The following is a 20,975-nucleotide window of genomic DNA, read 5'->3' as shown; positions in this document are numbered from 1 at the left end:
TTGCATTTGTTGCTAAGGCGTTACGGGCCAATCCTGTTAACGATGATTAAGAATGTCTTAATCGCGGGCATTTCATTCGCCACGCTCTGCCAATAGGATGTTGCAGAAATTGGCGGACAAGCCGTCCGGGTGGGGACGGCTCGGAGATCCGCGCAAGCGGCATGATCCGGTCTGTGGGCTTGCGCAGCGCGCAGGGCTCGCGGGGGGACGCGTACAAGTAACGAGGGCTCGGACTGAACATGGCGAACACTCCGAAAAAGGTCAAAGACCCCACAGAAGTTGCGCTTTCTGCGATCCAGGAAGCCCTCAACATCAGCGACACCGCTGCGGACACCAGCCGCAACGCCGCGATGCGCAACGAGACGGCGTCCTCGGTGGCGCCGCCGCCTCCCCCGATCTTCGATGAGCCGAGCTTCGAGCCGCGCCCCGCCGCCAACGAGCGGGCGAACGTGTTCGACCCGATCGAGGAGCCGCGCACCGCGCGCCGCGCCGCCAACGACGACCGCGAGACCATCGGCCAGTTGCTCCAGGCGCTGCAGAAGGGCCGCCCCGCCCGCAGCGTCTACACCTTCGCCACCATCTTCGCCGGCGTCTGGCTCGCCGCCTGCGCCGCGCTGACGTTCGGCTTCCTGCCCTCGATCCAGGCCGCCATGGGCCAGAGCGGCGGCGTGCTCGTCATCGCCGGCCTGATCGCGATGTTCTTCGCGCCGATCATGCTGTTCTACTTCCTCGCCAGCCTCGTCTGGCGCGGCCAGGAAATGCGCATGATCGCGCAGGCGATGGCGCAGGTCGCGATCCGCTTCTCCGAGCCGGAAGGCTCGGCCTCCGATTCCATGGTCACCGTCGGCCAAGCCATCCGCCGCGAAGTCGCGGCGATGGGCGACGGCATCGAGCGCGCGATCGCGCGCGCCGGCGAGCTCGAGACGCTGGTCGCCAACGAGGTCGCGGCGCTCGAACGCGCCTATTCCGACAACGAAGTGCGCATCCGCGCCCTGCTGCAGGACATCGCGCATCAGCGCGACAATCTGGTCGGCCAGGCCGAGCAGGTCCGCAGCGCCATCTCCGGCGTGCAGATCGATCTGCGCCACGACATCGCGCTGATCTCGGACGCGATCGCCTCGCGCGTCGACGAAGTCGCCAAGTCCATCACCGGCGCGCTGGAAGAGCGCGGCGCCCACATCACCAGCGCGCTGAGCAATGCCGGCGACAACATGATCCTGGCGCTCGGCGAGCGCGGCGGCGACCTGCTCGACCGCCTCGAGGAGGCCAGCAACGAGACCACGCGCGCCGTGCTCGACGCCAGCGAGCGGCTGACCACCAGCCTCAACTTCAAGACCGGCCACGTCCACGACGAGTTCGTCGACCTCGCCGACCGCGTCCACGAGATGCTGAACGAGCGCATCGACCGCATCACAGGCGAATTCGAGCAGCGCTCCGCCGCGATCGTCGACGGCATCTCCGAGCGCACCGAGCAGGTGCACGACAGCCTGAAGAATTCCTCGGACTCGCTGCTGCTCGAGCTCGAGCTCCGCTCCAACGACCTCTCCGCCAAGATCGACGACGCCGGCAACCGCCTCGCCGGCCAGATCCTGACGAGCGGCGACAAGGCGAGCGAGGCGCTCGACGCCACCGTCAACACGCTCGTCGCCAAGGTCGTCAGCCAGACCGAGACTGCGCACGATTCGCTGTCGCTGCAGATGAGCGCGTTCGACGAGCTGGTGCGGAACCAGGGCACCGAGCTGGTCGAGAAATTCGCCCGCGACTCCGGCACGCTGGGCGCCCTGATCACACGCCACATCTCCGAGTTCGACCGTACCGTGAAGACCTTCGGCGGCGAGATCGTCGAGCGCATGGGCCAGCGCACGCAGGACATCCACGAGTCGCTCAAGACCTATGTCGACAATTTCGACACCCGCTTCACCGCCAACGGCGGCGAGATCACGGCGGTGCTCGACAAGCGCCTGGTGCAGTTCGAAACCACGATCGGCGAACGCGTCAGCAATCTCGACCTCTCGCTGAACGGCAAGATCTCCAGCCTCGACTCGACGATCGAAGGCCACATCAAGACCTTCGACGCGCAGCTCGGCGGCCGCGTCAGCGCGCTCGAACAGTCGTTCGACACCCGCGCCAAGTCCGTCACCGACACCATCGATCAACGCCTCAACACGCTCGCCTCGTCGCTCACCGACGGTGCCGCGCAGGCGATCCAGTCGGTCGACTCCCGCCTCACCCACCTCACGACGTCGCTGACCGGCGGCGCATCGCAGGCCATCGAAACCATCGATGCGCGCCTCAACCACCTCACGACCTCACTGACCGATGGCGCGTCCCAGACCATCCAGTCGATCGACACGAGGCTGACCCACCTCACGACGACGCTCACCGGCGGGGCGACGCAGGCGCTCGAGTCCATCGACTCCCGCCTCACCTACCTCACCACCGCGGTGACCAACGGCGCATCGCAGGCCGTGCAGTCGATCGACACGCGCCTGACCCTCCTGACCTCGACCCTCACGGACGGGACCGCGCAGGCGATCGAGGCGGTCGACCGCCGCATCACCGGCGTCACCGAGATCATCGACGGCCGCAGCACGCACCTCACCGACACGGTCACGGCGCGCTTCCAGGAGATCCATCAGGTCATCGAGACCAAGGTCGGCTCGGTCGCGAGCGACATCGACGTGCGCGTGGCGCAGTTCGAGGACCTGCTCGGCTCGCGCGTCGAGGCCGTCGCCGGCCGCATCGAAAGCAGCGGCCGCCAGGCCAGCGAGGACATGATGTCCCGCGCCGAGATGATCTCGACCGCGATCCGCTCGCATGTCGAGGATGCCGAGCGCTCGCTCACCAACCTCGTCGTCAACACCAGCGAGACGATCCAGACCGGTGCGCGTACCGCCCAGCAGTCGCTGATGACGGTCTCCTCCGACGTCAACGCCCAGCTCGCGATGACCTCTGCCGAGGTCGAGCGCGCGCTGACCGCGGTCGGCACCGGTGCTGCGAACTCGATCCTGAGCAGCGCCCGCGAGGCGCAGTCGACGCTGGTCGCGGCATCGGGCGATGCGTCCAACCAGATCAAGGGGCTCGCGGCCGACGTCGAACGCACGCTCTCGGCGGCAGGCTCGGCCACCGCGGCCTCGATCCTGGCCGGCGCCCGCGAGGTCCAGACCACCCTCGTCACCGCGTCCTCGGATGCGGCCAACCACGTCAAGACGCTCACCGCCGACGTGCAGCGCTCGCTGTCGCTGGCCGGCTCCACCACGGCGGAATCGATCACCGCCGGCGCCCGCGATGCGCAGAGCGCGCTGATCGCGGCTTCGACCGAGACCGCCAACCAGATCAAGGCGCTGTCCTCGGACGTGCAGCGTTCGCTGACGATGGCCGGCACCTCGACCGCCGAGATCCTCACCAGCGGCGCCCGCGAAGCCCAGAACACCCTCGTTGCCGGATCCTCGGATGCGGCGGCGCAGGTCAAGTCGCTCACGGCCGACGTGCAGCGCTCGCTCACGATGGCCGGCACCTCGACCGCCGAAACCATCACCGCCGGCGCTCGCGAGGCGCAGAACATGCTGGTGACGGCGTCCTCCGAGGCGGCGAGCCAGGTCAAGTCGCTCGCGGCCGAAGTTCACCGTTCTCTCTCGCAGGTGGGCCAGTCGACCGCCGAGACCATCACCACCAGCGCCCGCGACGCCCAGAGCACCCTGCTCACGGTCTCGGCCGAGCAGACCAGCCAGGTCCGTTCGCTCGCGGCCGAGATGCAGCGCGCGCTGGCAACCGCCGGCGGCGCCACCATCGAGGCGCTCACCAGCGGCGTGCGCGAGGCCCAGGGCTCGCTGATCTCCGCCTCGACCGACGCGGCCAGCCAGATCAAGTCGCTGACCACGGACATCGAGCGTACGCTGACCGCGGTCGGCGCCGACACCGCCTCGACCATCCTCAACAGCGCACGCGAGGCCCAGACGTCGCTGACCTCGACCTCGGCGGACGCCGCGAGCCAGATCCGCACGATCTCGACCGAGATCGAGCGCACGCTGAGTGCGGCCACTGCGAATGCGACCAACGACATCCAGACCAGCGCGCTCAACGCCCAGAACGCGTTGATCACGGCTTCCAACGAGGCGAGCTCGCGGGTCAAGTCGAGCTCGTCCGACGTCGAGCGTTCGGTGCTCGCCGCCAGCTCCAGCTTCGGCCAGGCCATGACCGGCAAGACCGACGAGATCGTCACCTATGTCGCGCAGCAGGCCGACCGCCTGTCGAACATGATCGACGCCAAGCGCGGCGCGCTGGTCGATGCGATCGGCTCGAAGACCAGCCAGCTCACGCTCGACATCGACCGCGTCACCTCGGATGCGCTGAAGTCGATCGAGACGCGCGGCCAGGCCTTCTCGCAGACCATGATGGGCAACGGCTCGGAAGTCGCCCGCACCATCAACGCTGCGAGCGAGATCGCCACCAGCGCGGTGGGCAAGTCGCTCAAGGACCTCGAGCAGGCCTCGCGTTCCGCGATCGACCAGTCACGCCAGGTCTCGATCGCGGCCGTCACCGAGATGCAGGAGACCAGCAAGATCCTGCGCACCGACACGGTGGCGCTGTTCGAACGTCTGCGCGAAGGCAACATCCTGCTCCAGGAGGTGCTGACCGGTGCGCACGACAACCTCAACTCGCTCGAGCGGGCGCTGGTGACGCGCGTCGCCGACTTCGTCTCGGCGATGAACGACGTCACCTCGCGCAACGGTGCGGCGACGCAGAACCTGGAAGAGCAGCTCAACGTCTTCAACAGCAAGACCACGAAGGCGCTCCAGGATCTCGGCGAGCTGTCGACCCAGTTCGACGCCCACGGCAAGGCGCTGGTCGACGCCGCGCAGGTCGTCGAGCAGAGCAACAAGAACACCACCGCCTCGCTCGCCGAGCGCAAGCAGGCGCTGGAATCGCTCGTCACCACGATCGACTTGCGCACGGCCGATCTCGACCAGCGGCTGTCGCGCTTCACCGGCCTGCTCGATGAATCGCTGGCAGCGGCCGAGGAGCGCGCCCGCGACATCGCCCGCGTGGTCGCCGAGACCGCCGGCGCCGGCTCCGCCGCGATCACCCGCCAGTTCGAGGCGGTGCGCGTCGCGTCCGAGGAAGAGCACCGCCAGACCATCGAGGCGATGCACGACATCTACCGCCAGACCACGGACGAGGCGGATGCGATGTTCAAGCAGTCGACGGAGAAGTTCACCAACCTCGTCTCCAGCATGAAGCAGATGGCGCTCGAGATGCACAACGAGCTCGAAGCCACTCGCAACGAGCTGCGCCGCGGCGTGCTCGAGATGCCGCAGGAAGCCGCCGAGAGCACGGCGCAGATGCGCAAGGTGATCGTCGACCAGATCGAGGCTCTCGCCGAGCTCAACCGCATCGTGGCCCAGCATGGCCGCGGCCTCGACGTCACCACGACGAGCCGCGCCAGCGTGCAGCGCCAGGAAGAGCCGGTGCTGGCAGCCGTCGGCGTCCGCGCCACCGAGACCCGGATGCGGGACACCGGCAGCGCCTCGACGCTGCCGCCGCCGGACCTGGGCATGCCGGCCGCGCGCCGCACCGAAGCGCCGCCGGTTGCCCCCGCGGGCAACGACCAGGGACGTGACGGCTGGCTGTCGGACCTGCTCAACCGGACCGACGCCAATCAGGGCGCCCCGACGGGTCAGGCTTCCCGTGGCCGCGCCGCACCCGGCCCGCAGCCGCAGGCCAGCAGCAATCCGCTGGAGTCGCTGTCGCTCGACATCGGCCGGCTGATGGACCGCAACCTGGCCGCCGAGATGTGGGACCGCTACCAGCGCGGCGAGAACAAGGCCTTCACCAAGCGCCTCTACACGCCCGCCGGTCAGAAGGCCTTTGACGAGGTCGCCCGCAAGTATCGCGCCGACCGCAACTTCAAGGGCACGGTCGACCGCTACGTCGCCGAGTTCGAGCGCCTGCTCGACGAAGTCGCCCGCGACGGCCGCGGCCCGCAGGAGCTGCGCACCCACCTGACCTCGGAGACGGGCCTGGTGTACACGCTGCTGGCGCATGCGGCGGGACGGTTGGGGTAAGCGGCAAGCCAATCGCGAATGAGAAAACGGAGGCCTCGCGGCCTCCGTTTTTGTTTGGGTGCGTCATCCGCGCTTTCGTGCCCGGACGCAGTGCAGCGCTTCTTCAGCAGTGCGCTGCAGAGCCGGGGCCATCTCGCAACGTGTTCCGTGTTGCCTGCTGGGTCCCGGCTCTGCGCGGCAACGCTATGCGCTGCCGCTTGTCCGGGACACGAACTCACTCGCTACTGCCGCCTCGGCGCAGGCGCCTGCCTCGGCGGCTCGGGCGGCGGTGCAGGCGGTGGGGCGCTGCTGTTGCTGGCGCCGAACAGCACGCGCGTCGGGTTGCGGTCGAAATTGTTCACGGCGCGGCTGATGTCGCCGAGGGTGCGGCGGCCGTCGGCTATCAGCGCGCCTGAGCGCTTGTCGAAATCGTCGGCGAGTTCGCGGATCGACTTCACCGCCTGGAACAGCTCGCCCCCGTCCTTGCCGCCGGCGAGCGTGTTGAGGCCGAGCATGAGATTGTCGGCCTTGAGCATGACGCCGTCGACCTTGGCCATCACCCCGTCGATCTTCTCCGAATTGCGCGCGAGCGAGTTGGTGAAGGTCTCCAGATTCTTCAGCGAGTTCTTCACCGATTCCTGATTGTCCGCGACGATCTTGTTGATGTTCTGCAGCGTGCCGCGGATCGCCTCGGTGACGTCCTGGAGCTTGTTGGGGTCGGCGGTGAGCGTCGGGATGCCGTCCTGGTCGAGCGGCGCCGAAGGGGCGGCCTCGTCGCCGCCCTTGAGCGAGATCGCGGCGACGCCCGTGAGGCCCTGGAATTCGAGGCCGACCAGGGTGTCCTTGCGGATAGGGGCGTTGTTCTCGATCATGGCGAGTGCGACAACCCGCCGCGGGTTGTCGAGCTTCACCGAGACCACCTCACCCACCCTGATACCGTTGAAATTGACGCTGCCGCCGTTGCGCAAGCCTGCCGCCGGGCCCTCGAACACGACGCGGAGGGGGCTGCGCTGCTTGGTGGTGTGCAGCGACTGAAACCACAGCACGAAGCCGATCGCGGCGGCGATCACCGCCAGCGTGAACGACCCGATCAAGACGTAGTTCGCCCGCGTTTCCATCAGGTGCTCCGGCTACCCATCCCAGCTACTCAACCCAGCTCTCAACCCATGACCGCGCGGGCGCGCTTGCCATGGAAATACTGCCTCAGCCAGGGATGCTGCGAGGCCTGCATGTCGGCGATCGACCCTGCAGCAATGATCTTACCGTTCCCTAAAACGGCGATGCGGTCACATGCTGTGTAAAGGCTGTCGAGGTCGTGGGTTACCATGAAAACCGTCAGCCCCAAAGTGCGCTGGAGCGTCCGGACCAGCTCGTCGAAGTCGCCGGCGCCGATCGGATCGAGGCCCGAGGTCGGCTCGTCCAGGAAGACGAGGTCCGGATCGAGCGAGAGCGCGCGCGCCAGCGCCACGCGCTTGATCATGCCGCCCGAGAGTTCGGACGGGAAGCGCTCGGCCACTTCGGGCTTGAGGCCGACCATGGTGAGCTTGGCCATGGTGATCTCGTCCATCAGCCGCTGCGAGACCCGCAAATATTCGCGCATCGGAAACTGGATGTTCTGCTGCACCGTGAGCGAGGAGAACAGCGCGCCCTGCTGGAACAAAACGCCCCAGCGCCGCTCGACGTTGCGGCGCTGCGAAATGTTGGAGGAATCCAGATCGACGCCAAACACCTCGATCGAGCCTGCGACCTTCGGCACCAGGCCGATGATGGTGCGCGTGAGCACCGACTTGCCCGCGCCTGAGGGGCCGACGAATCCCAAAATCTCGCCGCGCTTGACGTCGAGGTTGAGGCCGTCGAGCACGCGGGTTGCGCCGAACTGCACCGTGATGCCGCGGACGCGGATGATGGGATTTTGCATCTCGCCTTGAGCTTCTCCTGCCATCGTCACATCCCGATCGAGGCAAAGAAGATCGCGAACACGCCGTCCATGACGATGACGAAGAAGATGCCCTTCACCACCGAGGCCGTGGTGTGCTGTCCGAGCGATTCCGCGCTACCCTGCACGGCGAGCCCCTCGACGCAGGCGACGATGCCGATCACGGCGGCCATGACCGGCGCCTTCACGATGCCGACGATGAAATGGTCGATCGAGATGGCGTCGCGCAGACGCAACAGAAAGGCCTCCGGCTGGACGCCGCCATAGAGAAAGGCGACGAGACCGCCGCCATAGAGCGCGGCCATCGCGCCGAGGAAGGCGAGGATCGGCAGCGCGAGCACGAGGGCCAGCATGCGCGGCAGCACCAGGACCTCGATGGGATCGAAGCCCATGGTGCGCAGCGCGTCGATCTCCTCGCGCATCTTCATCGAGCCGAGCTCGGCGGTGTAGGCGCTGCCCGACCGGCCCGCGACCATGATCGCGACCAGGAGCACGCCGATCTCGCGCAGCACCAGCACGCCCAGCATGTCGACGACGAAGATGTCGGCGCCGAACCTGCGGAAATGAAAAATGCCCTGCTGTGCGATGATGCAGCCGATCAGGAAGGTGATCAGCACGATGATCGGCACCGCGCGCCAGCAGACCTGCTCCATGTGGTGCACGGTCGAGGTCAGGCGGAGCGAGCGCGGATGGATCAGGACGCGAAAGCCCGCCGCGAGCACCGCGCCGAGCATGTCGACGAGTCCTGCGACCGTGCCGGCAATGCCGGCGACGGTCCGGCCGATCTGCTCCAGCATGCCGGTGATGGTGATCGGGCTGCGGTCGGTCACGGGGGCCGCCCGCACCCGCCGCACCTCGTCCACGAGGCTCGAATAATTGGCGGAGAGCCCCGCGATCTGCGGTTCGACCGCGCCGCTGGTCAGACTGCGGCGTAGTCGCTCGATCAGCCAGGCGCCGAAGGTGTCGAGCTTGGCGACCTCGGAGACGTCGATGAAGATGCTCTGGGGGCCGCCGGCGAGCTTTTCGGCATCGGCCACCATCCGCTCCAGGACCGGCGCGAAGCTCGCGGTCCAGGTCCCGGTAGCGCAAAGTGCCAGCGCGTTGCCCTTGGCAATCCGTTCCAGCTTCGGATCGCTGTTCAAGATGTCCGCTCCCGTGCCGGGGCGGAGAAGATCAGAGAGTTGCGCACGCGCCCTTACCCAGAGAAGGTATCCCCAAGTGGTTAATGTTAGTTGCTAGAGGTAACTAGCAGGTTCAGATTTCGCCAGAGTTCAAAATGACTTCCATGAAATTTGCTTCCCTGGCGGCGCGAATCGAGCGCTTCCCGATCGCGGGCAGCTTTACCATCAGCCGGGGGGCCAAAACCGAGGCCGTGACTGTCGTGGCGGAGGTCAGCCGGGACGGGCTGACCGGCCGCGGCGAGTGCGTGCCCTATCCCCGCTATGGCGAGACGCCCGAGGCGACGCTCGCGGCCATCCAGGCCATGCAGCAGGCCGTCGCCGACGGGCTCACGCGGCAGGCCCTCCAGGCCTCCATGGCGCCCAGTGCGGCCCGTAACGCGCTGGACTGCGCCCTGATCGACCTCGAGGCCAAGGCGGCGGGCCTGCGGGCCTGGAACCTGCTCGACCGCCCGGTCCCGGGCGAGCGCACCACGGCCTACACGATCTCGTTAGGAACGCCCGAGGCGATGGCCGTGGCGACCGCCAGGGCCGCGCACCGGCCGCTTCTCAAGATCAAGCTCAGCGGCGACGGCGATCCCGAGCGCATCGCAGCGGTGCGCAAGGCCGCCCCCGAATCCGAGCTGATCGTCGATGCCAACGAGGCCTGGACCGAGGCCAATCTGGAAGCCAACCTCGCCGCCTGCGCGGCGACCGGCGTCACGCTGGTCGAGCAGCCGCTGCCGGCGGGGAAGGACGAGGCGCTGGCGCGGATCAAGCGGCCGCTCGTGGTCTGCGCCGACGAGAGCGTGCATGACCGCACCTCGCTTGCGCCCTTGCGCGATCGCTACGACGCCGTGAACATCAAGCTCGACAAGACCGGCGGCCTCACCGAGGCGCTCGCCATGGCCGACGCGGCACAGGCGCTCGGCTTCGAGATCATGGTCGGCTGCATGGTCGCGACCTCGTTGTCGATGGCGCCGGCGATGCTGGTGACGCCGCAGGCGCGCTTCGTCGATCTCGACGGCCCGCTGCTGCTGGCGCGCGACCGCGATCACGCCCTGCGTTATGACGGCAGCCTGGTCTATCCGCCGGACGCCTCGCTCTGGGGCTGAGCCTTGAGCCGGTGCCGCGCCGACCAGATCACCAGCGCGCCCGCCGCGGCCATCGCGGCCATGACGTAATACAGGCTGTCGCCGATGCGGGCGTAGATCACGCCTGACGCGATCGAGGTCGCAGCGCCGAGCAGACCGTTGCACGCGGCGTAATAGCCCTGCCCCCGCGCGATCTGATGCGAGGGCACACGCTGCACCAGGAGGTTCATGGTGCCGAGAATGGTCATGCCGAAGGTGAGGCCGTGGCCGAGCTGCACGATCGCAAGCAGCGCCAGCGGCGGCTCGTTCGCCGTCACGATCCAGCGCATCACCGCGCTCACACCACCGATCACGATCATCGTGGACGGATGCAGCGAGAAGCGCGGCGACAGCGCGAATACGACGATCTCGGCGATCACGCCCAGCGTCCACAGCCCCGCGATCGTCAGCCCGCTGATCCCATGGATCTGCCAGTTGATGGCCGAGAAGGTGTAGTAGGCGACGTGGCTGCCCTGGATCAGCGCGGCCGAGGCGATGATCGCCCAGAAGCCGGCATCGCGCAGCAATGCCGTGTCGGCACGCGCCGCGGCGGTCTTCCGCCTGATGTCGTCGAGCGGCTGAAGCAGCAGGCTGGCTGCGACCGCAACGACCGCCCATGCAACGATGATCCAGATCAGATCGCGCGCCGCGATGCTGTCGATCAGATAGCCGCAGGCGAGCGAGCCGGCGGCGAAGGCCGCCGAGCCCCACAGCCGCAGGGGTCCGTAATCGAGCCCGTAACGGGCGACGCCGCGCAGTGCATAGGCATCGGTCAGCGGCATCGTCGGGGTCCACATCATGCAGGTCAGCGCATAGATCAGGAACAGCGCCAGCGGGTGCTGCTGCAGGCCGACGGCCGCAAATCCGATCGCCGTCGCCAGCACCGACACCATCATCGCGGCGCGGATGGCATGCCGCTTTTCGGCAAAGGCGGTCACTTGCGGCAGCGTGGTGAAGCGCGTGATCGCCGGCAGCGCGTTGATGAGGCCGATCCAGGCCGCGTCGATGCCGATAGCCTTCAGCCACACCGGAAAGAACGGCAGATGCGTGCCCGAGACCGCGAAGACGGCCGAATAGAACACCGCAAGACCCACGGCGAATCGTCGCTTTTGTGCCGCTGCGATGGGGATTTGTGATTCGCCTGCCATCAAACCAATTGCGATTCGGCCGATATCGTGGTGATCGTTACAGTAACGCGTACTGATTTGCGCGACGAGATTGTCATGGCCAACGAAGCATTCGCCCTCTCGCCCATGTCTGCCCGCGCGGCCGAGCCGAACGAGCAGGATTACGACGCGATCCGCGAAGCCTTCATGGAGACCGCGCGCGGCCGCTGGTTCCTCGGCGAATACGCCAAGCGCAACCGCAATGCCGACACGAGCATGGTGTTGGACGCGGTCGCCAGAATCGAAGAAACCCTTGCGGCGCAGCGACAACCCGTCGTCGAAGACCGCCTGCCGGAAGCGTTGGTCGAGATCCGCCGCGCCATCCGCGAAGCCGAGACGATCGCGATCGCCGCGTTCGACCCCACGGCGATCGAGGCCAGCCTGGCGGCGATCCCGCGCGGGGTGCGCATCATCAAGGAGATCTCCTGGCGCTGGCGCGAGATCGGCGCCGACGGGCGAATCTGCGACCTCATTGATTCGCAGCTCGCCTCGATCGAGGCCGCCTGCGGACAGGTCCAGGCGATCGATCCCCGTGTCGAGCTCAGGATTGCCTTCGATCTGCTGAAGGATCGGGTCGACCAGACCGAGGGCGGCGCAACGAAACAGGCGGCTGCCCCGGCTCCGGTGCAGGAGGCGCCCTCATCCGCCGCTGAAGCTCCGCCTGCCGAGACCGCGCCTGCCGCGACCGCAGCCGCAGCGATGGCCAGCGAAGCCCCCGTGGCTTTCACGGAGCCCCCGCAGGACGTCGCGGCCGAGCCCGAGGCCGCCGTTGAAGCGGCCATCGCCACCGAAGCGTTCGCCGCCGCCGAGCAGGCAATGGAAGCGGCCGTCGCGTCGGAGATTGCGGCTGAAAGCGAGATCCCCGTCGAAAACGCCGCGCTCGATCATGTCGCGCCGGAAGATACCTCGCCCGAAGCCGTCGCGTTTGAAGAGCCGGTCGCGAACACTGCCGCCTTCGCCGAAGAGGCCAACTCCAATGCCGCTGACGCACCAGCGCTCGACGCTGCGGCGCAGGCCGAGGACGACGCCGTGCTCGAGGCCATCGCGCTCGAGATGGCCGCGCCCGATCCGGAGTTCGACGAGATCATCGCGCCGATCGAGATGGACGCGGCCGTTCCAGAGCCGATGCCAGCGGAGGCCATAGCGCCCGTCGCCGCCGAGCATGCCGAGCCGATCGCATCCGAGCCGATTGCCGCCCCAGTCGTGGAAGAGCACCCGGCGGACGCACCGATCGCAATGGACTCGCTTGCGCGCCTCACCGACGCCATTGCGGAGGCCGCCGCCGAAGTGATGGAGCAGCAGGCCCCGGCGATGGCAGCCAGTGCCACCTTCGCCGCGGCGCCGGCCACGACGCTGACCGCGCCCTCGCCTCTGTCCTCGTCCGAGCCCTCGCTCGGCGCCACCATCCTCGCCAGCGGCATCCTGCAAAAGCCCCGCGCGCCGGCAAATGACCCGCTCGCGCCGATCCGCCGCATGACACAGGCCGAGAAGATCGCGTTCTTCTCGTAACGCGTATTCACTCTCATGTCCCGGACAAGCGAAGCGCAGATCCGGGACCCAGGAGCCACGAGTTCTACTGCGACATGGGCCTCGGCTCAGCAGCGCACCGTCGAACCTGACGATGCTTCGCATCGCCAGAGAGAAGCTGCGCTGCGTCCGGGGCACGAGAGCGAGATGCGGCGCGTGCATTCTCGCCACATCGTCATTGCGAGCGCAGCGAAGCAATCCAGAATCCCTCCGCGGAAACGCTCTGGATTGCTTCGTCGCTTCTCTCCTCGCAATGACGAACTAACTACCGTTCGCTAACTCGATCACCCGCAATTCCACACCGCCCCGATCGGGGTCCGCGTCCAGCACGGGCCAAAGCTGCCGCCATTGTAGCGGCCGCCGTTGAAGCCGGGACGGCCGAAATAGCGCCACTCGCCGTCCCATCCGTAATATTGCGGAACCGGGTCGATGTACCAATGGCGTCGATCGGCGCGCGACATTCGGCGCATCGCGTCCTTCTGCTTGTAGAGCGGAATGCTGTTGCTCAGCGGCTGCCGATAACCCGGCAGGAAGCCGTAGCCTTTCCAGACCGGCTTAGGCGGCTTGTTTGACGCAGCGGGCGCTGTGGCGGGCAGCAGCGACAGGATGATGGCAACAGATAGACACCCAAGGCGGGACATGGTTCGAACAATAGACAGGCGGATGCGAGAAGACCACTCAAATTCGAGTGCGAGGCGTTTCGCCGCTTCTGCTCATCCGCTTCTCTCGATAGGTTGCAAAGTGCAGCATGAGTGCTGCGGATGTCTTGCAAGTTCCGGAATGGACCCATGTCTGAGCCCCCGCGCGTCGGCGCCTTCGCGATCATTCCGAGCAACGATCTTCCCGCCGCCACGCCGTTCTGGGAACGTCTCGGATTTACACGCACGGGCGGCGATGACGGCTATGTCATCATGAGCGGTTGGGGATGCGAGGTTCATCTCACGCAAGCCGGCGATGGTCCTTGGCGTGTGCCGGAGCACAATCCCTTTGGTATCTTCATTCGCACGCCCGAGGTCGAAGCCATCGCCGCGCGCGTGGACGATCTGATCATCCGCCCCGGCGGCGTGTTGCGTCACCGCGAATGGGGCATGTATGAAGTGGGCATCAACGGTCCTGACGGTCTCCTCGTCCGGATCGGCTGGCCGTCGGCGTTGATGCGCCGGTCCAGCTAACCGATCACACCCTTCCTGATCAGGAAGCAACCATAGCCTCGGCTGTCGCCGACCTGCACGACGCCGAAACCCGCCGCTGCGGCCCGATAGAAATCCGCCCGTGAGAGCCTGCCGGGAGCAATGGCGCTGCCGCTGGCGCGTTCAATCTCGGTCAGCACCGCGCGCTGCACGTCGGGCACGCGGTCGGGATCGTCGACCGGCATCATCACCCGCACCGGATCAGGATCGAAATCGTCGAGCGGATAGAGCGTCATGATGGCGCGGACGACCGTCTCCATGCGCAGGCCAGGCAACTGGATCAGGCGCTGCGACGATGTGCTGCTGGCGATGTGCGTGGCCGGGTGGTTGGCGTCGACGACCACGAGGTCGTCGCCGTGGCCCATGGCGGCCAGCAGCCAGAGCAGGTCGGGCGTCAGGATCGGATCGATCGATTTCAGCATGTGACGGCGGTTCCTGTTATCGATCGCTAACCATAGCAGGTTCCAAGCGTGATTCAGATCACGTCCACCGTCATGGTGACAGGGATCACGGAGCATATGCTCGAACGGGGCCAAGCTTCCTCGCCACCAATCTCGCATCGAGATCAGTGCCAGAGGAGCACGCCATGTTCCGCCTAAAGCCTTTTTTGATGACGGCCAGCCTGCTGGGAAGCCTGTTTGGCTTCAGCTGCGGGCCCGTTTCCGCGCAGGTCGCCCCGGTCCAGCCTGCCCCCACCGCGCTGCAAGGCCCCGAGCAGCGGGTGGCGCTGGTGATCGGCAATGCGAACTACAAGAACGCGCCGCAGCTTGCCAACCCCGACGATGACGCGCAATCGATGGCGCAGTTCCTGAACTCTGCCGGCTTCGAGGTGGTCTCGGCAACCGATTTGACCCAGAACGACATGCTCCGCGTCGTCCAGGACTTCTCCGCGAAAGTCGCTTCGCGCGGTCCGAACACGGTGGCGATGGTCTATTATGCCGGCCACGGTGTGCAGCTTGCCGGTGAGAACTACCTGGTTCCGGTCGACGCGAAAGTGTCCAGCCCGACCGAGCTGGTCAACAACTCGGTGCGCCTTGTCGACGTGATGTCGACGCTCGAGACGATCCCGAGCCGCATGCGCATCGTCATCCTCGATGCCTGCCGCAACAATCCGTTCCCCGAGGTCAACGACGCCGGCCGCGGCCTGGCCATCGTCGATGCGCCGAACGGCTCGATCGTCGGCTACTCGACCGCGCCCGGCGCCGAGGCGCTCGACGGCACTGGCAGCCACAGCCCCTACACGCAGGCCTTTCTGAACGTCGCGCGCGAGCCCAACGTGCCGATCGAGCAGCTGTTCAAGCGCGTACGCCTGCAGGTGAACCAGACCACCAGCGGCGCGCAGATCCCGTGGGAGAGCTCCTCGCTCACGAGCGACTTCACTTTCTTCGGTGACACCGCCGTCGCCGCCAACCGCGCGCCGGTGAAAGCGCCCGTGGTGCAGATGGCGGCAAACCTGCCGAGCCGCTCGACGCGCCAGGCCTATGACTACGTCGTGTCCGAGGGCCGGCCGGAATACTATCAGGAGTTCATCCGGATGTATCCGCACGACCCGCTGTGTGACCACGTCCGCTGGCTGCTCAACAACATCCTGCTCTCGCAGGCCTGGCACAAGGCGGTTCTCGTGAACTCGCCCGTGGCGTACAAGAGCTTCTACGACAGCTACGGCAACAGCCCCTATGCGCAAATCGCGCTGAAGCTGCAGGCGCAGCCGAAGCAGATCCCCTTGATGCAGGCGACCAAGTTCCTGGCGCCGCAGAACATTGCCCCGACCTTCAAGATCGGCAATCTCGGTCAGCCGAAATACATGCCGATGCAGCAGGGTAATGGTGGACCGCAAATGGGCGGCAACCTGCCTCTCGTGCAGAAGCCTATCGACGGCAAACTCGGCAATGGCGGCCCGATCGTCAATTTGCCGGCGGGCAACAACAACCAGCAGAACCAGCCGAACGGCACACCGTCGCAGACCCCGGGCAAGATCGTCACCCTGCCCGCGCCGGCCAACACGACCAGCACCAAGGACGGCGGCAAGATCGTGACCTTGCCTGCGACCAACACCACGCCCAATGGTAATAACGGCAGGCCCGGCAAGATCGTGACAATGCCGGTGAACGTCGGCAAGCCTGGCCCGAACATCGAGTCGAAGCCGGTCAACGTTCAGACGCAGAACCGCCCGATCCGCATCAACGATGGCGTGAAGATCACCAACAATCCGGTGAGCAAGGTGCAGGGGCAGAACAACGTGCAGAACCACCGTCCGCAGATCAACACGATGCCGAGCCGCATGGTCAGCAGCAGCAACAACAACTTCCGGCAGTCGATGAACCAGGCGCCGAGCATGGGCGGCGGCAACCGTCGCGGCGGCTTCATGCGCTGATCGTGCGAACGGCGCACACAACAGAGGGGCAGAGCAGCGACGCTCTGCCCCCTTCTTGATCTCAGATCCCAACGTCGTCATTCCGGGATGCGCCGAAAGGCGCAGGCCCGGAATCCATTGCGCGGCAGAGTCGGTCGAAAAAGGGATTCCGGGCTCTCGCTTCGCGAGCCCCGGAATGACGGCTAAGCCACCAGCTCCGCGAACAAATCCGCATCGACATTGCCGCCGGAGAGCACGATGACGACGTTCTTGCCGGCGACGTCGAGACGTCCCGCAAGCAGCGCGGCAAGACCGACCGCGCCGCCGGGCTCCACCACGAGCTTCAGCTCGCGATAGGCGAACGCCACGGCCGCACCGACTTCCTTGTCCGACGCAGTGACGCCGCGCGCGAGCAGCTTGCTGTTGATCGCAAACGTCATCTCGCCGGGGATCAGCGCCATCAGCGCATCGCAGATGGTGCGGCCCGCGGGCGCGTGCGGCTCACGATGGCCGGCGGTCAATGACAGGCCGTGGTCGTCGAAGGCTTCGGGCTCGGCCACCACGATTTCCGCGCGCGGATAACGCGCCTTGATCGCGGTCGCAACGCCCGCGATCAGGCCCCCGCCGGAGGCCGGCGCCACCACGATGTCGGGGCTGAGGCCGAGCGTTGCCATGTCTTCCGCGATCTCGCGGCCCGCGGTGCCCTGCCCCGCGATCACGAAGGGATCGTCGTAAGGCCTGACGAGCGTCGCGCCGCGCTTCTCGGCGATACCGCGCGAGATGGCTTCGCGGTCGTCCTTGTCGCGGTCGTACAGCACGACCTCGGCGCCGTAGGATTTGGTCCGTTCGCGCTTCGACAGCGGCGCGTCCGCAGGCATCACGATGGTCGCCTGCATATCGAGGATCTTGGCCGCCGCCGCCACGCCCTGGGCGTGGTTGCCGGAGGAGAACGCGACGACGCCGCCGGCGCGCTTGTCTGGCGGAATCGAGAACACCTTGTTGAAGGCGCCGCGGAACTTGAAGGAGCCGGTGCGCTGGAGCATCTCCGGCTTCAGGAACACCTTCGCACCGACGCGCTCGTTGAGCACGGGAAAGGACAACAGCGGAGTGCGGATGGCATAGGGTGCGATCACGCGCGCCGCGGCATCGATGTCGGCGGGGCCGATCGGGAGCAGCTGTTCGGTCATGGCGGAATGTTATCGCGGCCAATGAGGCCCGGGCAAGACACCTCCGCGAGAGGATTTTGAGCGGTCAGGCGACGAAGCGGGGCTGTTCCGCACCATTCCGGCCGGGCAGCACGGCTCCCACCGCCCTGATGCCGTCGACGAAAGCCCTCGCCGAGGCTTCCCAGGTGTAATTGGCAGCGAACGCGACACAGTCCTGCCGGGAGACATCGAGCGCCGCGAAACAGGCGTTGCGCAGGTCGTGATCCAGGGCCCCGACCGGGGCATCGCCGATCACGTCGCGCGGGCCCTTCACCGGGAAGGCCGCAACCGGCAGGCCGCTTGCCAGCGCCTCCAGCAGGACCAGGCCGAACGTGTCGGTCTTGCTCGGGAACACGAAGACGTCAGCCGCAGCATAGATTTCCGCCAACGCCTCGCCATGCTTCTCGCCGAGGAAGATCGCATCGGGATAGGCCTCTTCCAAGGCCACGCGCGCCGGCCCGTCGCCGACGATCACCTTGGTGCCGGGCAGATCGAGCCCGAGAAAGGCCTCGAGATTCTTCTCCACCGCCACGCGCCCGACCGACAGGAACACTGGCGCCGGCAGGCAGAGATCGATGGCGCGGGGATGGAACACATCGGTGTCGACCCCGCGGGGCCACAGCACGACATTGTCGAAGCCGCGCTCGGTCAGTTCGCGGGCGAGCGCAGGCGTGGCTGCCATCACGGCGCGGCTGGCGCTGTGGAAACGGCGCAGCGCTCGCCAGATCAGCGAGCCCGGAACCGGCACGCGGGCGCGGACATATTCGGGAAAGCGGGTGTGGAAGCTGGTCGTGAACGGCAGCCTCCGCTGGCGGCAATAGCGGCGGACCATCAGGCCGATCGGCCCTTCCGTCGCGATGTGGATGCTGTCGGGCCGCGCTTCCTCGATCAGCTCCGCGATCCGCGCCGGGCGCGGCATCGCCAGCCGCACGTCGCGATAGCTCGGCATCGCAAAGGTGCGGAAGGATTGCGGCGTCAGGAACGCGAACTCGACGCCGAGGCTTTTGCCGGCGTCGGCGAGCTTGGTCAGCGTCCGAACCACACCGTTGACTTGCGGGTGCCAGGCGTCGGTCGCGACCAGGATGCGCATCAGGCTGCCCTTATCATGCGGCTCTTGCCGCGACCTGCGGGACGGCTGCCGGCTTCTGCAAATGATCCGCCCAGGTGATGATCTCGAAATGGCCGTCGTCGTGCTCGACCAGCGCGGTGCAGCTCTCGACCCAGTCGCCGCAGTTCATGTAGCGGATGCCGGCCTCGTCGCGGATCACGGCGTAGTGGATGTGGCCGCAGATCACGCCGTCGGCGTCGTGACGCCGCGCCTCTGCGGCCAGCGCCTGCTCGAACGCCCCGATATAGTTGACGGCGTTCTTGACCTTCTGCTTGGCCCAATGCGACAGCGACCAATAGCGCACGCCGAACAGGCGGCGGAAGAAGTTGACGAAGCGATTCATCTGGATCGCGAAGTCGTAGGCCTTGTCGCCCAGATGAGCGAGCCAGCGCGCGTTCTGCACCACGAGATCGAAGATGTCGCCGTGGATGACGAGATAACGCTTGCCGTCCGCGCCGGTGTGGACGGTGTTCTCGACCACGTCGATGCCGCCGAAATGCGTGCCGTAGTAATTGCGCAGGAACTCGTCGTGATTGCCGGGGATGTAGACGACCTTGGCGCCCTTGCGCGCCTTGCGCAGCAGCTTCTGGACGAGGTCATTGTGCGATTGCGGCCAGTGCCAGCTCGATTTCAGCGCCCAACCGTCGACGATGTCGCCGACGAGATAGATGGTATCGGCATCGTGGTAGCGCAGGAAGTCGAGCAGAAGATCGGCTTGAGAACCGCGGGCTCCGAGATGAACGTCGGAGATGAACAACGTGCGAAAGCGCCGCTCCGGGCTCTCGTCACTCACATCGTAACTTCCCATGCGCCAGCCTGTAACAATGTCCCGTGACAGGGGGATGACTGATTGAACCCTTGAGGCACCTTCAAATACGAATCACGCCTTGCCTCGCCCTCCCCGCGAATATCAGTCGCATGCGACAATCTGGCGACATGGCGCGGCAGGCGGGGTGCCCTTGAGCGCGGGCGGGGTCCTCAGGACGAGGACCGAATGCGCGGCAGCAGTTTCGATGGGCGCGGCGCTGCTAGCCTCATCCTGAGGAGACAGCGAAGCGGTCGTCTCGAAGGACGAGGCGTGCGCTCACGCGTTGCCCTGCGTCAGTAGAACTTGTGGAAATGATGGATCGGGCCGTGGCCGTGGCCGACGCTGAAGCGGTCGGCTGCGCCGATCGCGGCGCTGATCCAGGCCTTGGCGTTGCGCACCGCGCTTTCCAGATCTTCGCCTTTGGCAAGGCCCGCCGCGACCGCCGACGACAGCGAGCAGCCGGTGCCATGCGTGTTGCGGGTCGCAACGCGGGGCGCGGCGAGCGCGATCGTGGTGTCGGCATCGATGAGATAGTCGGTGCTCTCCGCGCCCTCGCCGTGCCCGCCCTTGATCAGGACCGCACGGGAGCCGAGCGCCAGCAGGCGTCGCCCCTGCTTTTCGATCTCAGCCTCGCTGGCCGCGATCGGCTCATCGAGCAGAGCCGCGGCCTCCGGCAGATTGGGCGTGATCACGGACGCCAGCGGCATCAGCCCGGTGCGCAGAGCGTCGACGGCTTCGGACGCGAGCAGGCGGTCCCCCGATGTCGCCACCATCACGGGGTCGAGCACCACATGCCGCGGCTTCCAGCGCGAAAGCGCCGCCGCGATCGCATCGATGCTGGCGACCTGGGCCACCATGCCGATCTTCACGGCACCGACCTCGAGATCGGCGAACACCGCGTCGATCTGCGCGGTGACGAAGTCGGCAGGCACGGCGTGAATGCCGGTGACGCCGCGCGTGTTCTGCGCCGTCAGTGCCGTGATGGCGGAAGCGCCATAGACACCGAGGGCGGCAAAGGTCTTCAGGTCGGCCTGGATGCCGGCGCCGCCGCTCGAATCGGAGCCGGCGATGGTGAGTGCGACCGGGGTCGTCATCGCCGGACACGTCTGCTGGATACGAACACCGCCATGGCCTGTCCTAGCGCGACCGCGGAGTACCGGCAAGCGCGCCGGGCCGCGGCCGACCGTGATTCGCGATATCGTGGCACGCACGCCGAATCAGGCGGATGTTGCGGGCCACGCCCCGCAATGGCGCGGGCTTGAAAATGCAACCGCGCCGGACCCTTGGTATAGTCGCGAACCTGCTTCGCCGATGAGTGAGACGTCAGGTGGTGGAACCATTCACCGAT

The 20,975-nt window shown here is 66.7% G+C and carries 15 protein-coding genes; 5 read left to right on the top strand and 10 right to left on the bottom strand.

The features are described from left to right. Positions 1-239: 239 nt before the first annotated feature. Positions 240-6,065: an apolipoprotein A-IV repeat region-like domain-containing protein gene (locus tag ACFDR6_RS27710; protein ID WP_375860219.1), complete on the top strand. Its 5,826-nt coding sequence runs from the start codon at positions 240-242 to the stop codon at positions 6,063-6,065. Positions 6,066-6,286: 221 nt separating this feature from the next. Here the strand turns inward: ACFDR6_RS27710 and ACFDR6_RS27705 are convergent, their stop codons facing one another. The 3 genes from ACFDR6_RS27705 to ACFDR6_RS27695 are packed head-to-tail and all read right to left on the bottom strand — an operon-like array spanning position 6,287 to position 9,122. Continuing rightward, on the bottom strand, positions 6,287-7,162 hold the full coding sequence (locus ACFDR6_RS27705; RefSeq protein WP_375860218.1) for an MlaD family protein: 876 nt from the start codon (positions 7,160-7,162) through the stop codon (positions 6,287-6,289). A gap of 41 nt (positions 7,163-7,203) precedes the next feature. Then, a complete protein-coding gene (locus tag ACFDR6_RS27700; RefSeq protein ID WP_375860217.1) occupies positions 7,204-7,986 on the bottom strand; it encodes an ABC transporter ATP-binding protein in 783 nt (260 codons plus the stop codon). A gap of 2 nt (positions 7,987-7,988) precedes the next feature. Next, entirely contained in the window at positions 7,989-9,122 is a 1,134-nt protein-coding gene (locus tag ACFDR6_RS27695) for an MlaE family ABC transporter permease (RefSeq protein ID WP_375860215.1), read from the bottom strand. A gap of 134 nt (positions 9,123-9,256) precedes the next feature. On the opposite strand from ACFDR6_RS27695, the gene dgcA reads away from it, so the two are divergent. Continuing rightward, the gene (gene dgcA, locus ACFDR6_RS27690) at positions 9,257-10,252 is read left to right on the top strand and encodes an N-acetyl-D-Glu racemase DgcA (RefSeq protein WP_212091552.1); all 996 of its coding nucleotides are present in this window, start codon (positions 9,257-9,259) and stop codon (positions 10,250-10,252) included. Here dgcA and ACFDR6_RS27685 read toward each other — a convergent pair. Next, positions 10,222-11,418, bottom strand: coding sequence for an MFS transporter (locus tag ACFDR6_RS27685; protein ID WP_375860214.1), 1,197 nt, complete (start codon positions 11,416-11,418; stop codon positions 10,222-10,224). The genes dgcA and ACFDR6_RS27685 overlap by 31 nt on opposite strands. A 75-nt stretch (positions 11,419-11,493) precedes the next feature. On the opposite strand from ACFDR6_RS27685, the gene ACFDR6_RS27680 reads away from it, so the two are divergent. Next, positions 11,494-12,945: a hypothetical protein gene (locus ACFDR6_RS27680; protein ID WP_375860213.1), complete on the top strand. Its 1,452-nt coding sequence runs from the start codon at positions 11,494-11,496 to the stop codon at positions 12,943-12,945. A gap of 302 nt (positions 12,946-13,247) precedes the next feature. Here ACFDR6_RS27680 and ACFDR6_RS27675 read toward each other — a convergent pair whose 3' ends face one another. Beyond that, a complete protein-coding gene (locus tag ACFDR6_RS27675) occupies positions 13,248-13,604 on the bottom strand; it encodes a hypothetical protein (protein ID WP_375860212.1) in 357 nt (118 codons plus the stop codon). 147 nt (positions 13,605-13,751) lie between these two features. Between ACFDR6_RS27675 and ACFDR6_RS27670 the strand changes: the two genes are divergently transcribed. Then, positions 13,752-14,135, top strand: a complete 384-nt coding sequence (locus ACFDR6_RS27670) for a VOC family protein (protein ID WP_317243316.1) — start codon at positions 13,752-13,754, stop codon at positions 14,133-14,135. On the opposite strand, the gene ACFDR6_RS27665 is transcribed toward ACFDR6_RS27670, so the two are convergent. After that, on the bottom strand, positions 14,132-14,575 hold the full coding sequence (locus ACFDR6_RS27665) for an RbsD/FucU family protein (protein WP_317243315.1): 444 nt from the start codon (positions 14,573-14,575) through the stop codon (positions 14,132-14,134). The two genes, ACFDR6_RS27670 and ACFDR6_RS27665, sit on opposite strands and share 4 nt — an antisense overlap. A gap of 164 nt (positions 14,576-14,739) precedes the next feature. On the opposite strand from ACFDR6_RS27665, the gene ACFDR6_RS27660 reads away from it, so the two are divergent. Then, positions 14,740-16,527, top strand: coding sequence for a caspase family protein (locus tag ACFDR6_RS27660; RefSeq protein ID WP_317243314.1), 1,788 nt, complete (start codon positions 14,740-14,742; stop codon positions 16,525-16,527). A gap of 182 nt (positions 16,528-16,709) precedes the next feature. Here the strand turns inward: ACFDR6_RS27660 and ACFDR6_RS27655 are convergent, their stop codons facing one another. The 4 genes from ACFDR6_RS27655 to thiD all read right to left on the bottom strand — a co-directional run bounded on the left by ACFDR6_RS27655 (position 16,710) and on the right by thiD (position 20,721). Further along, positions 16,710-17,693: a threonine/serine dehydratase family protein gene (locus ACFDR6_RS27655; protein ID WP_375860210.1), complete on the bottom strand. Its 984-nt coding sequence runs from the start codon at positions 17,691-17,693 to the stop codon at positions 16,710-16,712. Between the two features lie 64 nt (positions 17,694-17,757). Beyond that, positions 17,758-18,801 (bottom strand): glycosyltransferase family 4 protein, encoded by a 1,044-nt coding sequence (locus tag ACFDR6_RS27650; protein ID WP_375860209.1) that lies wholly within the window; start codon positions 18,799-18,801, stop codon positions 17,758-17,760. Between the two features lie 13 nt (positions 18,802-18,814). Next, the gene (locus ACFDR6_RS27645; protein ID WP_375860208.1) at positions 18,815-19,627 is read right to left on the bottom strand and encodes a UDP-2,3-diacylglucosamine diphosphatase; all 813 of its coding nucleotides are present in this window, start codon (positions 19,625-19,627) and stop codon (positions 18,815-18,817) included. Positions 19,628-19,920: 293 nt separating this feature from the next. After that, entirely contained in the window at positions 19,921-20,721 is an 801-nt protein-coding gene (gene thiD, locus ACFDR6_RS27640; protein WP_317243311.1) for a bifunctional hydroxymethylpyrimidine kinase/phosphomethylpyrimidine kinase, read from the bottom strand. Between the last annotated feature and the right edge of the window lie 254 nt (positions 20,722-20,975).

The organism is Bradyrhizobium tunisiense (genome assembly GCF_042263385.1).
GTDB lineage: Bacteria > Pseudomonadota > Alphaproteobacteria > Rhizobiales > Xanthobacteraceae > Bradyrhizobium > Bradyrhizobium tunisiense.
The sequence above is the reverse complement of the archived record's forward strand: the minus strand, read 5'-3'. Positions and strand labels throughout refer to the sequence as shown.